At 41.2% G+C, this 23,601-nt stretch carries 10 protein-coding genes and 2 CRISPR repeat arrays; of the genes, 2 read left to right on the forward strand and 8 right to left on the reverse strand.

Annotated elements, in window-relative coordinates; all coding sequences use genetic code 11:
* Positions 1-17: 17 nt before the first annotated feature.
* The 5 genes from Q0R57_RS02390 to Q0R57_RS02410 form a co-directional block, all read right to left on the reverse strand.
* Positions 18-2,240 (reverse strand): hypothetical protein, encoded by a 2,223-nt coding sequence (locus Q0R57_RS02390; protein WP_294743552.1) that lies wholly within the window; start codon positions 2,238-2,240, stop codon positions 18-20.
* A gap of 117 nt (positions 2,241-2,357) precedes the next feature.
* The gene (locus Q0R57_RS02395; protein WP_294743553.1) at positions 2,358-3,026 is read right to left on the reverse strand and encodes a histidine phosphatase family protein; all 669 of its coding nucleotides are present in this window, start codon (positions 3,024-3,026) and stop codon (positions 2,358-2,360) included.
* Positions 3,027-3,216: 190 nt separating this feature from the next.
* A CRISPR array of direct repeats spans positions 3,217-4,323; the repeat unit is 36 nt; unit sequence GTTGTCATACCTATCCAAACGATAGGCTTCTACAAC.
* Between the two features lie 723 nt (positions 4,324-5,046).
* A CRISPR array of direct repeats spans positions 5,047-6,175; the repeat unit is 36 nt; unit sequence GTTGTCATACCTATCCAAACGATAAGCTTCTACAAC.
* Between the two features lie 378 nt (positions 6,176-6,553).
* Positions 6,554-10,510, reverse strand: coding sequence for a type VI-B CRISPR-associated RNA-guided ribonuclease Cas13b (gene cas13b, locus Q0R57_RS02400; protein WP_294743555.1), 3,957 nt, complete (start codon positions 10,508-10,510; stop codon positions 6,554-6,556).
* A gap of 21 nt (positions 10,511-10,531) precedes the next feature.
* Positions 10,532-12,259 (reverse strand): hypothetical protein, encoded by a 1,728-nt coding sequence (locus tag Q0R57_RS02405; protein WP_294743556.1) that lies wholly within the window; start codon positions 12,257-12,259, stop codon positions 10,532-10,534.
* A 149-nt stretch (positions 12,260-12,408) separates the two neighbouring features.
* Entirely contained in the window at positions 12,409-13,503 is a 1,095-nt protein-coding gene (locus Q0R57_RS02410; protein ID WP_294743558.1) for a hypothetical protein, read from the reverse strand.
* A 299-nt stretch (positions 13,504-13,802) separates the two neighbouring features.
* On the opposite strand from Q0R57_RS02410, the gene Q0R57_RS02415 reads away from it, so the two are divergent.
* Entirely contained in the window at positions 13,803-17,651 is a 3,849-nt protein-coding gene (locus Q0R57_RS02415; protein WP_294743560.1) for a hypothetical protein, read from the forward strand.
* Positions 17,652-17,693: 42 nt separating this feature from the next.
* Positions 17,694-19,220 carry a hypothetical protein gene (locus Q0R57_RS02420; RefSeq protein ID WP_294743562.1) on the forward strand — a complete coding sequence of 509 codons (1,527 nt, stop codon included), beginning with the start codon at positions 17,694-17,696 and terminating at the stop codon, positions 19,218-19,220.
* A gap of 56 nt (positions 19,221-19,276) precedes the next feature.
* On the opposite strand, the gene Q0R57_RS02425 is transcribed toward Q0R57_RS02420, so the two are convergent.
* From Q0R57_RS02425 to Q0R57_RS02435, 3 genes are read right to left on the reverse strand one after another with little or no spacing between them, the layout of a single operon-like run.
* The gene (locus Q0R57_RS02425; protein ID WP_294743564.1) at positions 19,277-19,657 is read right to left on the reverse strand and encodes a hypothetical protein; all 381 of its coding nucleotides are present in this window, start codon (positions 19,655-19,657) and stop codon (positions 19,277-19,279) included.
* 33 nt (positions 19,658-19,690) lie between these two features.
* On the reverse strand, positions 19,691-21,496 hold the full coding sequence (locus Q0R57_RS02430; protein ID WP_294743566.1) for an AAA family ATPase: 1,806 nt from the start codon (positions 21,494-21,496) through the stop codon (positions 19,691-19,693).
* A 38-nt stretch (positions 21,497-21,534) separates the two neighbouring features.
* A complete protein-coding gene (locus tag Q0R57_RS02435) occupies positions 21,535-23,583 on the reverse strand; it encodes a HAMP domain-containing sensor histidine kinase (protein WP_294743568.1) in 2,049 nt (682 codons plus the stop codon).
* Positions 23,584-23,601: the final 18 nt, after the last annotated feature.

Genomic DNA, 23,601 nt, shown 5'->3' on the forward strand with positions numbered 1-23,601 from the left:
TTTTAATGTTAATATATTCATAATGATCTTATCATCAGCCAGATGAGCACCAATGACGAAATTATCGACATGATCATGAGCAGGCCAAGGAATATTTTGTAGCCAGCACCATCATTTTCGCTACCAGAGGTGAATATAATATCACCATCTTTCGTGCCATTGGGACGTGTCACTTCTATGCTTCCCATATCGCCCAAAGTGACAGTCTTTGATTTGCTCATGTCTGTTTCAGGGTCATAGCCACTGATATCCATCGTTTCAAAGTCGCAACACGACTTAGGTATCCTCACCACTTCTGTCGAATCAGAAGCAATGAATGTCATGCTGCCTACGTCTGGCCTATCGATAAACACAGTTGTACGTTCATCACCAGGCAGGAACCAGCGGGAGAACCATGCACCAAAGCCTTCCTTGCGGAGCTTGCGACCACCTTGGTCGTCAATAAGGTCACCATAATAGCCGTAGTATCTAGGGGTTACCATCGCACACTTCTTGAAACGTTTCTTCTTCAACAGCAGCTTCAGGTATATCATAAACAGCAGCAGCGCCACCAGCGTAACGATAACCCAGAAGCAGCGTGACAGCCATGGGCGGTCTTTTTCAATGGTCAGATGTACAGGAGTGATGGTCTTGACATAGTTCTTATCGCCAAAAGCACCCTCCTTTGGTGTTGACACAATTGTTAGATTTAAATCAGTGGGGAACAGACACTCGCACCAATCGCCTCTAGGCTTGATATCCATGAGCAATGTATTTCCCTCAATACGCAGACTGGGCTCTTCGTACATAAAATCATCTTCTATCTCAACGTCTATGTCGAACTTGCTGGGATCCAGTTGCTCCAGTGTCTCGGAGTCTTGTATGATACCCCTAATGGGCTCATTGACCAGCTGCTTGAATGTCATAGTGCCAAAGTCAACACCAGGTAGTTCTTTTATTGGCGGTACTGGAGGTTCACAATTTTCCTTAACAATCGTCATGATAGGAGTGACGCGGCTGAAATAGCCAGGACAGTCACACTCTGCATAATATTGCGTCTCATTGTCTTTCAACTCAATGGTACACTCAAATACACCATCTTTATATTGTGCGGTATAATCCTTATTATTTGCCTTGACGGTAACTTGTGTTTTCTTTAGCAGTTCTTCTGGGAGGTTTGCTTTTGTTTTCTCGTTGAGCACAATGCGTACAAGCGCCGTCTCCTCGTCTTCACAAATGCTGTATGTTTTGCTGTCAATCTGTTTCAATCCACCACCTACACGTGTCAAGCCAAAGGAACCGAAAGAAACATCCTCTACTATAGGATAGATGTTGATATTCTTTGTATTGATATCCTTGTCAAAATTGATGACAATTTCTGTCTTGGCGGGAATGGTCTTATTGGCTTTCAATCGCCATACATTTCCACTCAAATCCTTTTCGTTAATCCATCTCTTTACGGGTTGTGTAGTTGGAGTGCCTTTATGCTGAATGTTGAGTTTTGTAGCACTGAACTCTGCATCTACAATGTTTGGCAAATTGTTGGGTTTTACCTCATCCTGATATACCAAAAGGAATTCTTTGATGGGTAGCTCGGAAGTTACCTTGATAGACTGTGCCCCATTCTTCTTGATGACTAATGGCGTCTTGCTGAATCCAAGAATCTTATTGGCAAAATGACTACAACCATCTTGAATGGTCTTCGTGTCTAAACTTGATTTGGCAATATCAACTACACCTAATTTTTCAACAAAATCAGTAAAATCGGAGTGCTCACTAAGTTGCTCACAGGTCTGCAGGTAACAAATATTGAGACTTCCGCCCTTTACAATATCTTGAAATGTTTTTAAGTCAGAAGCATATTCAGAACCGTATGTTCCCCAGTAACCATCACCAATAATAAATAGCCAGTTCTCCTTGCTTTTAGATGGCTTGTAAACCTTATTGAATCCGATGATATCATCAAATTGTGATATACTGGAACTGCGTGGTCCGAAAGACAGGCTCTGCATAGGACACTGAATGGGAGCCATAGGGTCTTTCTCATTGGATAGTATCTTCTCTGTTCCATATACTATCATGTGTACATCGTCGTCAGCATCACATAGTGCCACAATCATCTGTGTGGTATAGTTCGCTAAAACATATTTGTTGCCTCCCATGCTGCCTGATACATCTAAAGTGATGTAAACTTGTTTAGGCTGCTGGGCATAAAGTGTCAAGGCAAACAACGCCGTTATTAGTAGTAAAATCTTTTTCATATTCCTTTTTGAAATACTTATTTATAGGTCTTTTTCTTATTGGTCTTGACAATCGGGTGTAAAATTAAGAAAAAAAAGTGAAATCAAAAAGAAAAAATCAAAAAACTTACTTTTATCTTACAATTTTATTGGTCGGGAGTACCTTGGTGGTTCCATTGAGTATGCCATATCTGTGACTAAATGGTAGTGACCATCCTCTTGTTTTTCCAGAATTACTAGGTCGCAGTTCTTTGGAGCCAGCATACGCTCAAACTCTTCGACTGTCAGGTGGAAGAAACGCATGATGAACAGGCGGATGGTCAATCCATGTGTCACGAGGACGCAGTTCTCTGGGAAGTCAGTTTTTTCAAAATCTCGATATAGACTTCCTAATAGGTCGTTGATACGGTCATACACATCAGAACCAGCCTCACCTCCAGGTATGCGATAATAGAAGGTTCCATAGTCCCGTCTCTCACGGCATATCTCGTCAAACTCTTTGTTACTACGCAAATATCCCCATTCTTGTTCCCTCAACCTTGGCTCCTCACTATATTCGAACTGTTTCCTGGGAAAGGCATAAGCCAGTCCTTCGAATGTAGAACGTGCCCGCCAAAAGGGTGAGACGTAGAAATACACGGACTCATCCCCCACAAGCTCCTTCAGCCGTTTGCCAGCCTCCTTCGCCTGCAGGTGCCCCTTCTCCGTCAGTTCTATGGTATAGTCAGGTACCCTTCCAAACAGATACCTGTCCACGTTAGCCTGTGACTCTCCGTGCCTGATGAGTATGATTCTTTTTGGTTTCATATATATTCTGCTGCAAATATAATACATTTTTTTGAAACAGTCTGCTTTTTGTTCATTTTTGTGTGTGTTCCAATTCTTCTTTGTCCTTGTGTGTCTTGTCAAAAGCTTGTGATTGTTGGCCTGGTTCTGTTGTACTGATTATTGTTTTATTGTCGGGGGTGTAAAGGTAAATGTCGCAGGAATACTTCATGTTGTCATACCTATCCAAACGATAAGCTTCTACATTTGAGCCTCCCCGCCAATCGGGGAAGCTACTTAAGCCCAAGGGGCATTGTCTTGTGTGTTGTCATACCTATCCAAACGATAGGCTTCTACAACTGAGAGAGTCTTATGGAAGACTCGAAATGACATCGTTGTCATACCTATCCAAACGATAGGCTTCTACAACCATCGTGGATGGACTGGATCACCACTCACAGCATGTTGTCATACCTATCCAAACGATAGGCTTCTACAACCAGAGGGAACGTATAGCCTTTATGGCAATACACAAAGTTGTCATACCTATCCAAACGATAGGCTTCTACAACACGACTGTAACTGTCAAGGTAACGGAGAATGAGTTGTCATACCTATCCAAACGATAGGCTTCTACAACGCCATTAAATTTTACAACTATGGCACAGGAAAAAGTTGTCATACCTATCCAAACGATAGGCTTCTACAACTTACCGAAGGTTGGGACACCGAGAACTCTTGGATGTTGTCATACCTATCCAAACGATAGGCTTCTACAACTGAACGCAAGTGCACAGTTCGTAAATCATGATGAGTTGTCATACCTATCCAAACGATAGGCTTCTACAACTCGGTTGCACGATGACGTTTGAAAACGGTTCTAAAGTTGTCATACCTATCCAAACGATAGGCTTCTACAACGTAACAACTATCGTTTCAACGCTATTCAGTTGTGTTGTCATACCTATACAAACGATAGGCTTCTACAACTGAGCGCATGGGATACAATCCTGCCGCTTACGGAAGTTGTCATACCTATCCAAACGATAGGCTTCTACAACTTGGCCTGTTGTTCTCCGCCATGACAACCGACAGGTTGTCATACCTATCCAAACGATAGGCTTCTACAACAAAACAGCGGAAAAAGCTGGATACCGCCGTCAAGTTGTCATACCTATCCAAACGATAGGCTTCTACAACAAAACAGCGGAAAAAGCTGGATACCGCCGTCAAGTTGTCATACCTATCCAAACGATAGGCTTCTACAACTCTAAGAAGTCACATTAATAAAAAGGTACTCTGCGTTGTCATACCTATCCAAACGATAGGCTTCTACAACAGTCCTGTATATAGGAAATTGAAGAAGTCGTTTGGTCATAGGATGACTTTTCTTTAAACCCTAACGCATTGATTTCGCGAGACTTAACAATCTCACGGACTTGATTATCGCAAATGCCATGCTTTTTCATCGTCAAATGCTGGGTTTTATGTCTTTATTAAATACTTAACTTGCTATTTTTTAGCGGGTTATATGCTGATAAAAGGTTCGCAAATGATTCTGTAGAATTCATAGTTTCGGACTCTTGCGAATTATGCTCTCCTAAAACCAGCATGTCTCCGTATGCAAAGATAGTCATTTCTCGCAAGAATTCCAAGGATTTCACCAAATAATAACCTTTTACGAAGAAACACAGGAATCCACGAAATGGAACAAATTAATCAAATTGCTCAGAATGAGCATCTTATATCAAAATTGTTTTTTCGCAAATGATTTGTGCCAATATGTCAAAGACCACCTATACCTTATTATATTATGAACAGAGCCTCAGATAAAGGTTTTGTTTTGCTGATTCTTTCTGCAAAGGTAACTAAAAACCCGAAATAGTCAAACTTTTTACAGAATAATTTCTGTTTGAATCTTTCAGTCATCAATTCCCTGTATACTCAACGATGAAGGGTATACGGGGATTTTTTGTTATGCCTGTCCATATGTGGACTTTCTACATACGAGTCTCTCCACCAATCAAGTAAAGCGGTTTACCCCCAAAGGCATTGATTGTTAGTTGTCATACTTACCCAAACGATAAGCTTCTACATTTGAGCCTCCCCGTCAATCGGGGAAGTGGCTTAAGCCCAAGGGGCATTGTCTTGTGTGTTGTCATACCTATCCAAACGATAAGCTTCTACATTTGAGCCTCCCCGCCAATCGGGGAAGCGGCTTAAGCCCAAGGGGCATTGTCTTGTGTGTTGTCATACCTATCCAAACGATAAGCTTCTACAACAACCAGATCGAAGAGAGATTGAAGGAAGAACTGAGTTGTCATACCTATCCAAACGATAGGCTTCTACAACGGATTTTGGCAACGACGACGAAGAGGTAGAGGGGTTGTCATACCTATCCAAACGATAGGCTTCTACAACTCCGAAAGTACTCTGTGTGGGTGGTAAGGGGATGTTGTCATACCTATCCAAACGATAAGCTTCTACAACAAAGCACCAAAACATGGTGCAGGGTTTACATAAAGTTGTCATACCTATCCAAACGATAAGCTTCTACAACAATTGAAATCATCAAAAAGGGAGAGCAGTATGGAGTTGTCATACCTATCCAAACGATAAGCTTCTACAACCAAATGTTGCTGCTCTAAAGTGGGATGGTTCTGTGTTGTCATACCTATCCAAACGATAAGCTTCTACAACTCCTCAACTGGTTCAATAAGGTGCAGTTTGTGAAAGTTGTCATACCTATCCAAACGATAAGCTTCTACAACTTGAGATAGGCGTGTTATAAACAATTCAAAACAAAGTTGTCATACCTATCCAAACGATAAGCTTCTACAACACATTGGTGCCAAGTGGTCTTTTTAATTCTTTCATGTTGTCATACCTATCCAAACGATAAGCTTCTACAACGAAAAGATTTGTAGAGAGTTAAAGGACTAACTAAGTTGTCATACCTATCCAAACGATAAGCTTCTACAACTGCTGCAGAGGCAAAAGCTAGGGATTATCACTGGGTTGTCATACCTATCCAAACGATAAGCTTCTACAACGATTTGGTGGGTATGCGATGTGATTGCAGTTAGTTGTCATACCTATCCAAACGATAAGCTTCTACAACGTGAGAGTCTATGACGCCATATAAAAAACAAGATGTTGTCATACCTATCCAAACGATAAGCTTCTACAACAGTCCTGTTTATAGGACTTTGAAGAAGTCATTTGACGATAGGATGATGTTTCTTTAAACCCTAATGCATTGATTTCTCAAGACTTAACTGTCTCACGGAGTTGATTTTCGCAAATACCATGCTTTTTCATCGTCAAATGCTGGGTTTTATGTCTTTATTAAATACTTAACTTGCTATTTTTTAGCGGGTTATATGCTGATAAAAGGTTCGCAAATGATTATACTTGAAAGTGTAACAATAAGTCAATGATCGCGCGTACATTATTATTTATATGCCATCAATACACGTCCCCACCAGATCCCTTCGCCTTTACCGTGTTCCAAGCAAGGTAAAGGCGGGGAATCAGACACAGGTTATTGAGTTGGGCGGGTATAGGGATTACTTTATCTTCTTTTTCAATTCTTCTGTTTGTTTTTCAATTTTATCCTTAATACCATTAGCTACTTCAGGAATCTTCATCTTCTCTTCTTTACCTTCAAAGACAGTTGGTAGGTCAACATCGTATGTGTTGTGTCCAAAAGCATTGCGAGTACTCTGAAGATTTCTCTTCTCATCTTCGTCAAGAATGCCGTCTTTGCCTGCTGCAAGTATCTCTAAGAGGCTTAGGAAATTATTGCGCTTTGGATGTTTCTTCCCTTTTTTGTCTACATAACAGAACCATTCTTCGTTGGCATTGGCATCATCTTCAAGTTCGGGCTTGAGTTTGTATGCCTCGCTCTCGATGATATATACCTGACGGAACACCTCGCTACGATTGGTGTCGTAGTAAGACAACTCGTTTTCTATTTCTGCCCTAAGGAAAAGTTCATCAGGCAGGCGAGACAAAAGGGACTCCAGTCGCTGATGATCACTAGCGAACTTATAGAATTGTCCATAGTTCTTCATCTTCATACCCTCTTGTCTAATGGTTTTCCTGATGATTTCTTTTTCTATTTCTCCTTCCTCATTTTTCTTCTTTTTCTCAATAATGACATTCCAATCAAAGTCAATGGGTTTGTCAAGCAGAGAATCAGTCATGACATATTTAAGACAGAAGTCTTTGGTGAAGTCTTCGTTCTGACTTTTAGCTTTGAGTATTTCACGCGCCATGATGAGCATCAGCATATCTTGTGTCTTGAAGCGTCGAATGGTACGCTCATTGTCGTAGACTTTCTTCAGCTGACGCAGCAACTTGGCTGTAGTGGTTGTCCTCATCGTATTGATTTCCTGTTGAACAGCCTTGTTTACTTCCTCAAAAACATTCAGCTGTCGTTCATGGTTCTTATAACGTCTGTCGTTTTCCTTCTTCAGCTTCTTTTTCAGCTTCAGTTCAAATTTGAATTGTTGCCTCTCTCTCCAATTGCTGATGTCTTTTTCTACATATTTTGCAATGTCTATCAAAGCCTGCTTGCGTAAGCCCCTAATTTCTTCAATAGTGAAGGCGGGAGTCGTTGTCTGGTTCGTATGCGGAATTTGTTGACCATAAAGTTTCTTGAAGATGCGATAGACATGGCGATATGGACTCGGCTCTCCGTCAATAGCTGTGGTATTATAGAAAGACTGAGAATGGTCACGCTCAACATTTTGGAAGTAAATTTTCATAAGAAATGATACGTTATTCGCCAGATTCTTATCTGCAACAGGGCTTTGAGCCATTTCCATTTCTTTGCGCAAGTTAGGATTGTCTATCTCCATTAAGAGATTGAAGATGGATTCCGTGAAGATTCCATTTGGTAATTGAAGTGGTTGTTCCAAATAGCGGGTGGCCAACTTCTTCATGGCATCCTCATCTGCATTCTTCCATCTCGATCTATTGGCATGCAAAAATGGGATGTATAAAGCAGTGCCTTTTGCTTTATGCTTTTTGAGGAATGATATCATATAATCGATATGATTAAGTTCCTCCTCCAAATATATCTCATAGAACTCCTCAACAGAGGAAGGTTCTTCGTCAAGGACATTAAGCAAGAAGGGATGATGCAGGTCGGCATCGTAGTCGTCATCGTTTTCGGGAAGAATATTCGCTTTCAAAAAGATCTCCCTTAACTTTGTACAATTAACTTCAGAATCTCTGCTCCCTCCAAAACTTTGACCAAGCAAAGTAAGGGCGGTCTGCATAGCAACAAAGTTCTGACCGGTAAGTTTCATTCTTGTCTTAGTCTCGTCTGTCAGCCATTCCATAATGTCGCGGGCCAATAACTGACCTAAAGAACCAGTCTGAATGGTAGCCCTCATCTTATCAAATTTGTTCTCCTTGCTGCCAATCTTCTTTTTCTTGTCGATGAAGTTGTTGAGCGCCTTTTGTTTTCTTTCTTTTCGTTCCTCAAGACGACAAAGAGCAGACTGTTCCATGCGGTGGCAGTTGTCAACAGAGATTCCTAAAAGATATTTCTTGAGCTTGTCTGGGATGTCAGTGAGTCGTAGACAATAGGGCTCAGCACTTAACATTTTTGCAAGTTTTTCCCAATTGTCTTTTTCGTCTTTGCCAGCTACGGGTTTCAAGGTTCCCGAACTAACGTCTTGGAAGAACCTACACAGACTGTGATAATACTTCTTTATAATATTCTCAGCCTCAATAATGTCCTTACCTTGTTTTGCCAACAAATACTGATAAAATAGCAAACCAGGAAGTTCGTACAGGCTCAATAATGCTTGTGGAGGCAACAAAGGCTCGCTTTGATTCGTTTGTTTCCCCTCCTGTAAAGGCTTCTTTGTTGGCAAATAAGGAATAAACATTTTCTTGTTGTCCAAATCGCCATAATGTTTCTTGGAATCTCCTGTAGCCTTCCATCCTTCCCATCGCAGTCCGATGGAATGACTCTTTTCGTCAATGGCATACTGAGCATACTGTTCGGTGACATAAGGCGCTTGTCCGGCTTCATCAGGTTTCTTCTTGGTGAGTCCTTCCTCTACATATTTCTTGTCATAGAGATCTGCCCATTTCTCATTCTTCTTGGCCTGGACTTCCTGAATGCGTCCAAATCCATGCAATTCTTTCTGAAGAATACGAAGACGTTCTTCGTTATCAACACTGTAAGTTTTGTCGTGTTGATAGAAAGCAAATCGGTATTTACCCAGATTCAGTTGAAAGCGAATGTCATTAAAGAGACCTTGATAATCAATGTATCTTAAAGCCATTTGTGGGAAACGATCCTCCCAGCGAACAAAAGTGCTGCGAGGTGTGTCCTTTTCTGTAGCCATTTCCTCCTCGTTATCGGTATTTTCTTCTGTGTCTATAGCTTCCTTCCTGTGTTCTTTTTCCCATTGTACAGTGGAGTCATCTTTGAATTCATCTCTGGCCTCTTTACAGAATACCTCATATAGAGGCTTGGGACATTTGCGCAATTCGTTAATCATGTCAAGTGCAAGTGCTGTGTCCGTCATTTCGCTATCCAATTTTGTCTTTGTCATACGGATGCGATTCATGCACATGATTTCTTTCAGATAAAGAAGTTGCTGGTCTGCATGTTCGCCCTCGAACTTAATCTTTTTAGTAAATCCAACTTCCTCCATCAAGTCAAAGGAAACCTTTTTCTCAAGAAATAGGCAGAGGAAGTAGATGATAGCAGTATCTGACATCCCCTTTTCATCATCCATCATGTATGCCTGATATTCAGGGTTACGAACAAATCTTACAGCTTTTTTTTCAAAAACCTTGGTGCTTGGATTGTATTTTATACCTCTTTTCTTTTTTTCGCTAATTTTAGGATTGAAATAAAAGTCAGAAGTCTTCTTGTATTCATTATCACCTGGCTTTATTACTTGAGTATAATCTTCTGGTATGCGCATAGCTGATAACACCTCATTGCTTTCATGGTCGAGTGCTTCGTTTGACTTAAACAACTGGCAGGTATTCTCATAGAGATATTGCAATTTCTTTCCTATAGCCGTTCTTAACTCAAATTGCCTCTTTTCCTCTTCAGGAGTGTTATAAGGATGGTAATGTGTATAGTAATTACGAAGCATTGCCATACAACCAGTGAAATCGGCCATCACTTCGAGAAGCTTATTAAGCTGTACGCTCTTCTTTGTTTCATCTTCCAACTTCATCCTTTTAAAGAATGGGAAATGACGATAAAGCCTTTTCTGCAAGTTAACCTTTTGGATATTGTCAAGCTGGGCAATTGCTTTACGATGATTCTTATTAAAAGCATCGTCAATGTCATTCTCATTGAATAGTTGCATACCTATAGCCTGCATAATGACATTAATAGTAACTGTCATGTTGTGACGAGCCAGATTGGCGTAAGCACCAATGACGTGACGTTTGCACTCAGGTTGTTGGTCATAAGGAATGTTGTAATCAACATCCACCAAATGGAAATGTACATTTGTACGGTTTTGTTTGTTTGCCATAGTCGAATAATAGTTATATAGTTAGTTCTTCTCTTTTTGGAACCATAATAAAAAGTCTTTCCGCATGAGCGTGATAAGCAGGATTGTGACAAATAAACCTATTCCAAGAGAAATCCAAATGGATAACATATCTTTGTCTTCTTCTTGTTTTAATAATTCATAAGCAGCCTGCATTACTTGCGCAATGGTAAGAATCGCGACAATCCAGTTTAGTATATGTTGTCTCCGCTCTGCTTCATCTTGTTCTTCTTTGAGATGTTTGGCATCCTCAGCTTCTTTAGCTTTTATTCGTTCAATTTCGTCTTGATGTCTTTTTGCTTCCTCTTCTTGAAGTTTACGTTGCTTTTCCATAAGTTGCTGCATCCGTCTGTCTGTCGTAAGCTTTAGCAATTCCACCTTCTCATCAATTTCATTGAAAGTCTCAGGAATGTGTAGGTTCCTGCAGCAATGCTGGTAGAACTGGCTGTGATGGGTATAGACAGAAACATCGGTATAATAGCAGTTAACTTTAATCTTACGGATAAGATTAATCAAGTCCCAAAGTCCTTTGTCCGTATTATCATTGATTGCATCGTATTCCGTTAGTTTTCGGTCGATGCTCAAGAGGGTATATCGCTGAATAAGTACTAATAAATAGATTAGCAAATATTGGCGATTGAACATATTCTGCAGGCCGCCGACAAACTCCTTGTTGATGTCTTTTGCTATGCAAACCATAGCAGTCCCTTCTATAGCTGATGAAAAATAAATGTTCTGATATGTCTGCAACAACGAGCCGCTTCGCACCATATCGTCGAAGTTTAATAAATACTTGCTGTTAACGACTCTCGATAAACGAAGTGCAATCGGTATAATATCTTCAGTGGTTAACTCCCTGTCTGGAGATATCGTATCGTCAAGAGAGCAGAACGTGTAAACGTGCATTCTTTCCTTGTTAAAGTATTTTACAGGAGAATCCGGCCTGAAAGTATTAAGTAGAAAATTTGTGAAGAAATTCAGATCCCAGTTAATGCTGGCGTCGTTGATGTTCTGTTTTTCATCGATAAGTTGCTTATAGCCATCTATTGACAGATATTGAGTGACGGTATTCATAATCTCCCCATCTGACAACGACTTTTGAGTTTCAGGAGAAGGACAGACAATTCTGTAATTCATGGTTCGCTTGTCTTTCGTTGTCTTTTCCTTTCCATTTGGCAATTTTTCTCTCTTAATGACAACATTTGCAATCTCATTTCTCTTATGCAGACAATAATTAAATTGCTGCAAGTCCTGAACGCTGCAACCATCTCCTAACTCGACACACAGAGTCATCATGCCAATCTTTGCTGATGGCGAGATAAATAGGTGGGGAGCATAATTCTTATCATTGAGAAATCTAAAAGGTATGGCTTTATGAGAATTCATACCAGGATTCTCCTGTTCAATGATAGCAACTTGTCGCTTTCCAAGTATCCTGTCGAAGAAGAATTCACTTTTACTGCCTTCATCTTTTGTATTCAGCTGATAAATCTTTAGTCTGTTTGTTAAAGGTTTTTCAGCATTCTTATTCGCCCCCTCTTCTTTTTTGAAGAGTTCTATAATGTACGGATACAGAATGTCCTCACTGTACAAATCTTCTTGTATGGGTTGCCAACGGGAAATTTTTTCATGTATTTCATCCCATATTCCATCATAGAAGAACGGCACAATAAAAAATGTATAAGCTTTGGACTTAAACAATTGCGTTTTTTTTGTTTGATTATTTTCCATATTATTCGTAGTTTTTGGTTTACAATTCTTTCTTACTGTTTATTCATAGAGACTGTCAGTTCATACAATAAAAAGCAGTAAAGCAACGCAAAGCAATGCTAATGGGATAGTAACTTTTAGTTTCATATATTTTTTTTTGTGATGAGGAATCATTTTGTCAACCTGTTTCTAATGCTTATACACTTCTCCATCCGTTGACCATTCACAGCATAGAGGTAGACGCTGTGATCTGTCATATTGGAGAGTGATTTAGAGAACTCACGAAGGGTGGAGACCGTCTGCTCGATAGCCTTCAGGGGTGGGGTGGAGGTGCCGTTGAGACTGTTCTCCGTGAAGAGAGCTAAGGGAAGAAGTGTCTGGCGGGCTGTGCCTTTGTCTTCATTGAAAGCAGCCAGTTTATGACCTGCCTCTACCAAGTAGTAATTAGAGATGATAAGGCGGTTGTGGAGCTTATTGTAGATGGCACAATCGGGGGTGACACCCAACACTTCCATCATGATTGGATAGTCACGATGCAACTGTGTCTTGATACGATTCAGTTTAGTGGCAATCTCGTCAAAAGTGTAGGAGGCGTGTTTGCTCTTGTCATCGAAAACGACAGTGACATGATAGTCTCCACCAAGGAATGTCTTCGGTAGCAGTTCGTCTAGAATCTCTCGAATGTTTGCCAAACCATCGCCTGCATTGGGATGACGGAAGGCAAAAAGGTATCGGTCGGTCAACAGTAAGGCATTTGAAGGAAGGGTCTCAACACTATCTAACACTGAGTCCCATCCTCTACCTAATTTCTCTCGCTCGTTTGAGATATGGATGTCGTTAACGTCTATCAATGGCGAGATATCCACGTTATCTCCACTTAAACACATGACACCATACGACTTCTGAATACGCTCTGCCCCAGAAACAGGAATGTTGAGAATGAATAGGGAAGATGGCTGCTGGAGAACAGAAGAAGGGTCGTCGGCAATATGATCAATATAAGATGTCATGCTGCCATCAATGGTGATCTTGTTCTCCTTTTGGAAAGCCTGGAGCCTGGAGTATTTGGATGTATGTGCTGTTGTGAAAACCTTCTTTTGCTGTTGGAGTAACTTATAGACCTTGGAATAGGCAGCATCCAGTTTGGCATTCTCCTGTTTCTTTTCTTCTGAAGTAGGAGGATACAAATGTCGTCGATACGGAGCATCTGCTATCCAATCGACAATTTTGGCCAGTATTGATTCTTCAATGAATATCTTGAACATGTTTCTTAAGTTTTAGGCGGGGCAAATATACAAATAAATCTTGAATGTCGCAATTATTTTTAAATAAATATGTTGATAATCCCGCAATAATCCGTACCTCAAAGCAAGCTACGTAAAATTATAGACCATTTATTTGGAGAGTTGAAAAATGTTTCTTACCTTTGCACTATCTATAAATAGAACTAATAACAAATATGGATGTAATCTATTTTTGTATGTTGCATCGAATTGTTTAGGACTCTTGTCTTGAATATGACAGAAATGGATCCACCTATTATTAATAAACAAAAAGCGTTATCATGGAACAGATAGAAAAAGAACTGCTTTTGGAATCTATAAGTAAAGGAGACTGCGTCTCTTTGGTGATGATGGATGGTAAGCATTATGAAGGAGAAATTCTCCTTATAAATACAGATAAAATAGGCTTACGCACCCTTGATGGGCGAACAGTTATACAAAAAACAGATGATATTGATACCTTTGAACAGATGGGGTCGCAACCAAGTGATGATCAAAATGAACAGAATCTTGATGAATCTGTTCTTGTGGAGGAAGACTTGGGCGCAAATACAAAAATAACACCTGAAACTCCAACCATCTTTCATCCGGAAATTCGTCTTCCAAAGATTGTCGGGAAGTTGAATTTTGATGAAGATAAAAAGGACAAAAGTGTGAAATATGGAAAGTTTCCACCTGATAGTTGTCAGATTAATAAGCTCATAAAAGATAAATTGTCTGATGGCAGGATATTAGGTGGCTTCATTAAAGATGTGGAAGGAGGTGAAGATATCTATTTTGAAATGAAAGATGTTATGGATGAAAATCTTGTCCATGAGATTTTACGACATAAAGATCACCAGTCAAAAAACTTTGCAATTAAACTGAATTATTTTATTGTTGCCAATCCCTCCAAGAGAGAGCAGCGAAAAGCCATTTGTGTCCATAGGCTTCCAATAGCTGACTTCATAGCAAGTTTGGAGGTTAATGATGAGAATGATAACTTGCTATTTGAATATATTAAGAAAAAAATTTCTAAACTTGTAGATGACAATCAGACAGAGGATGCTTTGAAGATTGTAGATATTATATTTGATTATTTTGAGGAGAAAGATTTAGCACTAAACCTCATTAATTATTTAAAAAAGGTGCGCTATGAACTAATGGATGATTCTATTGACAAGGAAAAGTATATTAGTGCTTATTCTGACTATGTCGAAAACTGTATGCTTTTGACTGATATGGTAAATTCCCAAAAGTGTAATTTGCTAAAAGGATTGGCAAGATATTTGGAAGAGAATCAGGGGAAGAAAGAAAAAATATTGGCGTATCTTACTCGTGCACAGGTGCTGAATCCGGGCGATTTTATGGTTAAACAGATGATACAACGAGTTATATCTGCTCAAGATCCTGTTTTCCATGACGTAAGAGATATTATACTTAGTACATCAGCTAGTTTTGATTATTCAGAATTAATTGATATTGACATTAAAACTTATCGGAATGATAGTCGACAAAATGGAAAAAAGATAGCTAAGGATACACTTTTGGAGCTTGCTCGTGATAAGCAGTTCGATTCTAGTGAAGAGAGTTGCGAGTATTATTTGAAGGTGCTATCTAAATTTTATCGTAAAGGACTTATAGAAGGCAATGAAAAGGAATATAGAATAATAAAGGTAGAGTATGCAGTTCAAAAAGCTTATGATTCTTTAAACTACATCGTTAGAGAAAAAGAATCGGAAATGCGCACTTATTTTGATGTGGGCAGAAGTTATATGGCAGCAGCATTGTCAATGGGGATTGATAATGTAGAATCCTTGTGTCGTCTTTTGGGTGAATATATTAAAGCTTTGTTTGTTATCTCAAAATGCGATTACCTCGAAGGTCGTTCTTGGAATGAACTTGTCCTTGAATATGCTTTTGGAGATGATGAGAAAAAGAAACGTCTTATTTTGCAATTTCTAATTGATGTGGGGGCAGCCAACGAAATAGTATGGAATCAACTTCTTGAAATGGAAAATGGAATTGCTGATATTTTTAAGTTGTTCCAAAAAGGTCAGGTAGAAACAACCTATCACCTTATTAATCAAGTAGAGGGCGCAAATAGAAATGTTAAATTACTGGCTAAAAGATTTCTCCATGAAACGTTTGATGCAAGAAGGCTGAGTATACGTAAAGTTTGCGACCTTATCTCTAAACTAGAGATGACGAATTTGGATTCTAGGGAGATAGAAGTCGATCTCCTAAATGAGATATTGAAAGAAAACGATTCTGTCGTTTCGAAGAGCAACAAGGATGAAGTGCTCCAAAAGATGCTGAAGATCATGGGCTATTTGGAGAAATATGATTCATTAACAACGACCGATCATATAAACATTCTTGAGAAATGTATCAATGATATAAAAGATATTATTAACTACTTGGAAAATACTGATAACTCTACTTATGTGGGCAAAGTAGTAATTCTTCCGATTGCTATTAATTGGAGAAAAGTATTTGAAAGTGCATTGGATGATAAGAAAAAAGAACTGCTACCCCGACTGTTAGTGGAACTTAATCCTATTTACTTGACACGTTCTGGCGCTGTAGATAGATGCTTTACAATTCAAATAACGAATAAAGGAGAACGTACAGCAAGCCGTTATCGGATAAAATATACGATAACAGATGAAAATCAGAATAATGAACCAGAATCTAAGGAGATTGTTAGCGATAAACCTCTGATTGCCAGGGCTGGAAATAAAGAAACTCATAAAGTGACACTTCCAACTACCATGATGCAGTCACCTGTGGTAAATCTAAATATTGAAGTACAGGCTTTCTGTGACGATATTGCCATAGATGCTGTCAGATATCGTTTTACTGCAACAGATAGTCCTAATATCAATAATATTATTAATGACGAAACCATTATTTTGTGGAACTTTGGGAAACCGGCTATACCAGATATAGGAAGACAAGTAACAGAGTCAAATATATTTTATGGCAGAAATGAAACAGTTGAGAAATTAGTTAGTCATTACTTGTCAGAAAAAAGAAGCTATACTTATGTCCTATATGGACTGTCCAGAACGGGAAAGACTTCAATTTTAAACAAGTTGAAGCGTGAAATGCTTAGCAAAACAATCCAGAAAGACGGAAAGACCATGCAATTGGCACCTTTGCCTATTTGTCTGGATATTGATTTGGATAAAGACGATTCGTATATTTGGCGTTCTATTATTGAGACGCAAATATGTGAAGAATATGAGAAACTACGTGGAGAATGCAAAAAACGACCAGACTTGTTAGCTTATCCGGTTTTTAACTATAAAAAAGATGTTTATTCGTCATTCGATTTAAAAGATGTTGTGGAAGAACTCAACAAAATAGGAGTTTTCCCGTTTATCTTTATCGATGAATTCTCATTTATCTCCAATATGTTAAAGAAGGGAAATGTAGGAGGTACGTTTGTACATATGTTGAGGCAGCTGGCACTTGATGAAAAGGCTTGTTTTATCTTTGCAGGAACCTACGATATAAAAGACCTGATGAATAATCCCAATAGTGAACTACTGTCAACAGGAGCTTTTACCAATATCAACGAGATGCAAATAGCAGAAATAAAGCGTGAGGATGCAGAAATGCTAATGGATGCTATGAACCAGAAGCTTCAGTTCACCAAGGAAGCAAAGGAACTAATTCATTCCCTAAGTGGTGATATTCCGTATTTTATCCAGATTATTTGCTATTCTTGTGCTGAATATGCCAAGAATAGGTATGACTGGATTGGTATTCCGGAATTGAGTCACGTTGTGAATATTCTGGTTGGCAATGAAGAACGTGTTAATGATTGTACTGTCATACCTCACGGAAGATTTGATAGTAATATGCTTGACAATAATCATCCTTTGGAACGAGATGTCTTGAGATATATCGCTTTATATAGGGCTAAAGAAGATAAAATCATCCCCATGCCTTTAGCTGAAATACAATCTAAATGGAATAAGGAAGTTCCAGCAAGAACTCCAGAAGAATTGAGTTCGACGATACAGAGTTTGTTGGATAAGGGCATAATAAAGGCCAACGGCAATAAAGGTTTTACAATTAAGGTTGATCTCTTCCGCTTGTGGTATAAGGTATCTTGTCTTAAGACAAATACTATTGATTAATTCTCAAAGTAAAGATTATTAATATACTAAAGAATAACAATTATGACTCCCATCTTTTCATCAAGACCTGTAGGCAATTTAGAGGAGCTTTTTGGAAGAGCACAGGAAATGTCAAATGCTTGTAAATATTTACGTATTGGCAGAAATATTTCTGTTACAGCACCACGTCGTTTCGGTAAAACCAGCTTCTTGAAAATGCTTTATAAAAAGTTGGAGAACGACCCGCAATTCTGTCCTGTATATTTAGACTTCACACTCTTCGTGGGTGAAACAACACCGCGTGAAAAAATCTATCAATATATTTTGACAAGAATGATTGCGACCTTGACATTACAGAGACGCTTTACAGAAGATATTACTTTCGATACTGATACTATTGCTCCATCCTCATCAGAGGATGTTGTCAAAAAGTGTTTGATGAGGATGTCAGATAATATGGTCGATTTGTTTGAGAAATTTGTCACATACATTAGAGAAGAAAAAGACATAACTGTATTGCTATTAATAGATGAATACGAAATATTACTGAAACAGGGAATTGGCTTTGAGAATGATAAGGCACCTTTTATGCCCATTAGACGACTATTTGAAAAAGAGTGTCTTCAGTATGTCATTTCTGGTGCAGAGCACTGGGGAAAATTTGAAAGCAAAATCGGATCTAATCAGCTAAATTGGACTACCAACGATATTTCCTTGCCTCCCCTTTGCTATGATGACTATCAAGTACTTCTGGCATATGAGTTGAACAAAATTCAAGATTCCGAATTAAGGCAGTATCTAGACTCATACATGGAAAAAATATTTAATTGGTCGGGGGGCGTTCCTTTTTATGTTAAAACTATTGGAACTCATTTGTATGTTGAACATAGCGAACCAGACTATAAACTCTTGCAATCGTTCTTTGATGAAATACTTAATAGGTATATTCAGCCTCAGGAAAGAAAAATATTAAACCAATTGTCTTTTGCTCCTGCAAGATTTGATTACAATCTGCTTAGCGAAATGGTAAAAAATGGTTATGTCAGAAAATCCAAAGATGGGGAGAATTATGAAATTGCCATAGGCTTTCTTAGAGATTATTTAAACGCCCAGTCCAAGGGTACAGAGGATATAATACCAGCCTCTTATCAGTTGACAAAAAACATAGTAGATACCATGAATAAGATAAATTCTTATAAGCAGGTATTCGCTGAAAGTAAACAGGAATTTATTTTGATTGATGACATGCAACGTCCTGCTGATGACAGAGATGGCGTAATACGCTTTAGTGGTGCAATATATAAAAACTATTGGGAACGAACGAATAAAGGACAGACTCTTCCTCCTCCTTTCAAGAAGGAAAGTAGTGAGCTAGTATATGCAATATTGGCCCTTCGGCACTATTACAATCACAAAGATTATATCCCACATAGCACTACGCAGATGTCTGCTCAGCAGATGTTCGAATTCTTTACTCAAAATAGCCATGAGCCGTATTTGCCTGTCGAGTACTACGCATTCCAAACACAGGTGTTAAAGATGTTGAATCAAGAGTTGGATAATCTCCTCAAGTATTTACAAAAGGATTAGGGCTAATTCGAAAGTTATGTTCCCCACGGAATCTCCGTGGGGAACAGGATATATGATTACTTCATGTTCTCGTAGAACTGCTGCTGGGCACCCTGGAGGATGGCCAGGGCACGGGGGATGATGTCCTTAACCTCGGGAGAGCTGTCGAGGAGGTTCTCGAAGAACACCCATACGTCATCGTGGGGGATGCAGCACTTGATCACCTTGATGCTGAAGTTGGTCTTGTTGCATGCCTCGAGAGCCAGTTCACGGTTGTCTTCCGTTACGTCAAAGATGCCAGGCAGTGCTAACTGGAAGAAATCCTCGTCCTCGTCATTATTGATGAAGATAAAAGACCTCATTTGATACTTGAAGAAAATGTTCCCGTTGTTAGGGTCAACCTCCGGACAGAATCCCTGTTGCTTCAGAAATTCCAATACTCTTTCTGATGTTTTCATAAGTTGAATGTTTTAAGTTATTGATAATGTGAATTATGTAAATCCAATCTTAGGACGTCCCATGTTGCGACGTTCGGTGTTCTCCATCTTTCGCTTAATCTCATCATAGATCTGGAGCGTGTCGGCACGAAGTGAGGGATGGGTATTCTTGACGGAAGTCTCCAAGAGCTCCTCCGTGATGCTCTGGTCTGTGAAGGCAGCAACCATAGCGGCATCATTGACGACATAGGCAATGTCGCTGGCGATATAGCCGTCAGACAGTTCGGACAGCTTATCGGCATCAATGTCTCCCTCGTCGTAGGGTCTTCCCTTGAGGTGCAGCAAGAACATCTCCTTACGTGCTTCCTTGTCGGGTAGGGGAACATACACCTGTTTGTCGATACGGCCAGTACGCAATACGGCAGGGTCAATCTTGTCGGGTCTGTTTGTGGTGCCTACCACAAAGATGCCCCTTTGAGAACAGTTGTTTAATTGTGACAGGAACTCATTGACTTCGCCTGCAGAGTATTGTGCGGCAGGATTGGACCTGTCGGGTACTAAGGCATCGAACTCATCAAAACAGATGACGATGGGAGCATGTTTCTCTGCCTGCTTAAACAGTTGGGCAATCTTCTCTTGCGAGCCATGAACAAACGAGCTGGCAAGGTCTGAGGATTTGACGAGGATGAAGTTAAAGCCTGTCTCCTCAGCGAATTTCTCGGCCACAAACGTCTTACCACAGCCCGGAGGACCATAGAGGAGCATGCCATTGGGCGTGGTCAGCTTGTATTTCTCGACCTTCTCCTTGTTCTTGATGACAAAGATAACCCGCTGTGACAGGTAGGTCTTCAGCTCCTCCATGCCTGCGATGTCCTTAAAGCCATTGCCACCACCACGCTTAATCTCAAACTCAACCTTGTTGGGACTTTCCTGTTCTTGGCTTAAACCACCTTGCTGGTTGTCGTCCTGCCCCTTATTCTCTTTCTTAGGTTTGGGGGCCTCTGGCTGCTTGTCAGAGTCCATGTCTGCCAATATCTGGTCGATGCTCTTATAACGATCAGAATAGTCAACAGCCAGTCCCTTGGCGAGTATTACCTTGATACGGTCATCTACCTCCAACTCGTCGAAGGCGATAGGTTCGGCCTTGCGCTTCTCCTTAAGTAGCATCGCTTTCCTGGGGCGTTTCATGGCTTCTGAGAACTCCATATTCCAGGGCGCTTGACCTGTCAGCATGGCAAACAGTACGACTGTTGCCGAGAAGATGTCACTTTGCTCGTCATATAATCCACCAAAGGTCTCGTTGGCACAATAGAGCACTTCCAGGTCGGAGGTGTCGAAGGGTACCTTTCCTGAACAGCGTTCAGACAGGTGACCGAGGTCGATAATCTCGGGTGTGCCATTGGTGGTAGCGGAAAGCATGATGTTGCGTGGGGTGATGTCATTGTGTAAGAGGCCTTCGGCATGCAGATGCTGGAGACCTTCCAAGATACCACGGAAAATAGTCATTGCCTCGTGGGCCTCTATCTTCCCCTCTCGATGGATTTTCTCAGCCAATAGTTCTCCACTGAAGTAGTTGGTGACATAGTATTGGCATTTACACTCCTCACTCTCAATCGTACCACTGCCAATGTAGCTGATGATATCCTTATGTTTGATTTTCTGACAGTACGCTATCTCGAGCACCTGGCCAGTATCAGGATTTATCAGTTTCTCCGGCATTCGTTTGGTGACGAATACTTTCATGAAGAAAGGATTGTTGTTCTCGTCTTCCACACGGTATGTCTCGGTGTAGAGGTTCTCCTTGATGAGGCTCTGCACCGTGTACATGTCTATTTGTTGACCTCTTGTTAGTATTGCCATATCTGTTTTTAGTTTTATTCGGTAATAGGTTGTGATAATTATCCCAGCGTCATGACAAACCGGGCACCGGAGGTGTAGGAGGTGTCGAGGGTGATGTCACCATGCATGTGGCGGGCAAGGGAACGGGCGATGGAGAGGCCGATGCCGGTGCCATCGGAGTATTCGTCGAGCTGAACGAACTCGGTGAAGATATTCTCGGCCTGGTCGGAAGGGATGCCAATGCCGGTGTCTTCGACGACAAAGAAGGCCTTGCCGTCATTGATACCGATGCTCAGCGTGACGCTGGGACTATCGGCCTTGCGACCCTTGTAGGCCAGGGGATGAGTGAACTTGATGGCATTGTCGAGCAGGAGGGTGAGGGCCTTGACGGCAGACTTCTGGTTGGTGACAATGGTCTGTGATTCGGCCTGGGGTGAGGTCTGCAACTGGAACTGCAGGTGGGTGGCATGCTTGATGTCACTGGCTTCGATAGCCTGTCTGGCGATGTCGAGAGGTGTGACGGTATCGTTGCATGCGATATCGGCATCGCTGTTGACCATGCTGAGGTCGAGCATCTTATCGACCAGCTTGGTGATGCGCTCACTGTTCTCTACAATCTTATGACTGATGGTCTGTAGCTCATCGCCACTGATATCGATATCGGGAGTGGCGAGCACCTGACTGAAGCCTGAAAGGACATTGAGGGGTGTGCGCACCTCGTGGGATATCTGTTGGATGAACTTGGTCTTCATGCGGGCTGACTCCTCTGCACGCTGGTTAGCAAGCTTCAGCTGGCGGTTGGTCTCGCTCAACTCGTGGAAGGCCTTGCGGCGCTGGAGGCTATAGACGAGGAGGAAGATGATGATCAGGACCATGATGACGCCTACGGCCAGCAGACGCTGTCGTGACAGCTCTGCCCGCTGCTCTACAATCTGACGTTCCTTGCCCTCGGTATCATAGACGGTGGCCAACAGGTCGGCATCGATGATCTTCTGGCGTATCAGGGCTGTGTCATAGTATTCGGCCACCTTGGTGGCAATGAGCATGGCTGTGTCGATATGACCTGCCAGCAGGTTGGCCTTGTACTTAGGAATCATATAGTGACCGATATTCTCAAGATCGGCCTTGTAGCCACCCTGCTTCAGGAAATGATCGAGCTGGATATAGTTGTTGGCAGCCTCCTCATAACGTTGAGCCTGCAGGAGGTATTCGTTGCTGTTGATGATGTTGCCCAACAGCTGAGCAGTCTGGGTGGACTGATACTCGGCAAAGGCACGCTCAGCATCCTCGGGACGTCCCTGACCAATGGCCAGCAGCGCCTTGCTATAGTTGATGTCGGCCTTCATCTCATCAACATAGACAGAGTCGCGCTGAGGATGACTGTCAGCTACGGCCAACAGTGAGTCCTGACGTGCAATCCAGGGCTCTGCCTCTTCGTAATGTCCCCGATACATAAGGGCCCTGGCGATGGCGTTCATGGTCTTCTGACACTCACGCAGGTCCAAAGGACCGTTGTTGGTGCTCAGACGCTTATAGACGCCCTGCAACGACTTCTCAAAGTTCTTACGGGCCTCTTCTTCCTGATCCAGATAGAGCTGACTCTCACCAATCATCTGGGCGATGTCGTGATGATCCACAAACGTGTCATATCCCGCTGCCTTCAGCTTGCGGTCAGCATTCTGAGCCTCACGCAGGGCCCGGTCATAACGACGCATATCACAAAGCAGGCGCACATAGTCCTTGGAAGCGTAGATATATGACTCGATGTTAGCCTGGCAGTTGAGTGAGTCGGCAGGGATGGCTGCCAACTGATAATACAGGTGCAGCGCCTTGCGATGCTGTCCCAGCATGTTATAGGCGATGGTGGTGTAGAAGATGGCCCTCACCTTCGGAATCTCACCGATGCGTTCGAAGCTGTCGGTGACAGTTATCAGACGTTGGAACTCTCGGTTGTCACCAATATCTGAGATGATGGAGTCAGCCGTGTTATAGCCCGAATCGCCAGAGGCAGACATGGCTTGACGATGGGTGCAACTGACCATTGCAAACAGTATCAGGACGATGGCGGTCAGTAGTATCTTTTTTAGGTTTTTTGTCGAAATATCCATAGCAATTGTAATAAACAA

The sequence above is a fragment of the uncultured Prevotella sp. genome (genome assembly GCF_946407605.1).
Taxonomy (GTDB): Bacteria; Bacteroidota; Bacteroidia; order Bacteroidales; family Bacteroidaceae; genus Prevotella.

Excerpts from the sequence above, each read along its gene's own strand:
- Q0R57_RS02415 (WP_294743560.1), top strand. The coding sequence starts at position 13,803 with ATGGAACAGATAGAAAAAGAACTGCTTTTGGAATCTATAAGTAAAGGA.
- Q0R57_RS02425 (WP_294743564.1), bottom strand. The coding sequence starts at position 19,657 with ATGAAAACATCAGAAAGAGTATTGGAATTTCTGAAGCAACAGGGATTC.
- cas13b (WP_294743555.1), bottom strand. The coding sequence starts at position 10,510 with ATGGCAAACAAACAAAACCGTACAAATGTACATTTCCATTTGGTGGAT.
- Q0R57_RS02410 (WP_294743558.1), bottom strand. The coding sequence starts at position 13,503 with ATGTTCAAGATATTCATTGAAGAATCAATACTGGCCAAAATTGTCGAT.
- Q0R57_RS02430 (WP_294743566.1), bottom strand. The coding sequence starts at position 21,496 with ATGGCAATACTAACAAGAGGTCAACAAATAGACATGTACACGGTGCAG.
- Q0R57_RS02405 (WP_294743556.1), bottom strand. The coding sequence starts at position 12,259 with ATGGAAAATAATCAAACAAAAAAAACGCAATTGTTTAAGTCCAAAGCT.
- Q0R57_RS02395 (WP_294743553.1), bottom strand. The coding sequence starts at position 3,026 with ATGAAACCAAAAAGAATCATACTCATCAGGCACGGAGAGTCACAGGCT.
- Q0R57_RS02435 (WP_294743568.1), bottom strand. The coding sequence starts at position 23,583 with ATGGATATTTCGACAAAAAACCTAAAAAAGATACTACTGACCGCCATC.
- Q0R57_RS02390 (WP_294743552.1), bottom strand. The coding sequence starts at position 2,240 with ATGAAAAAGATTTTACTACTAATAACGGCGTTGTTTGCCTTGACACTT.
- Q0R57_RS02420 (WP_294743562.1), top strand. The coding sequence starts at position 17,694 with ATGACTCCCATCTTTTCATCAAGACCTGTAGGCAATTTAGAGGAGCTT.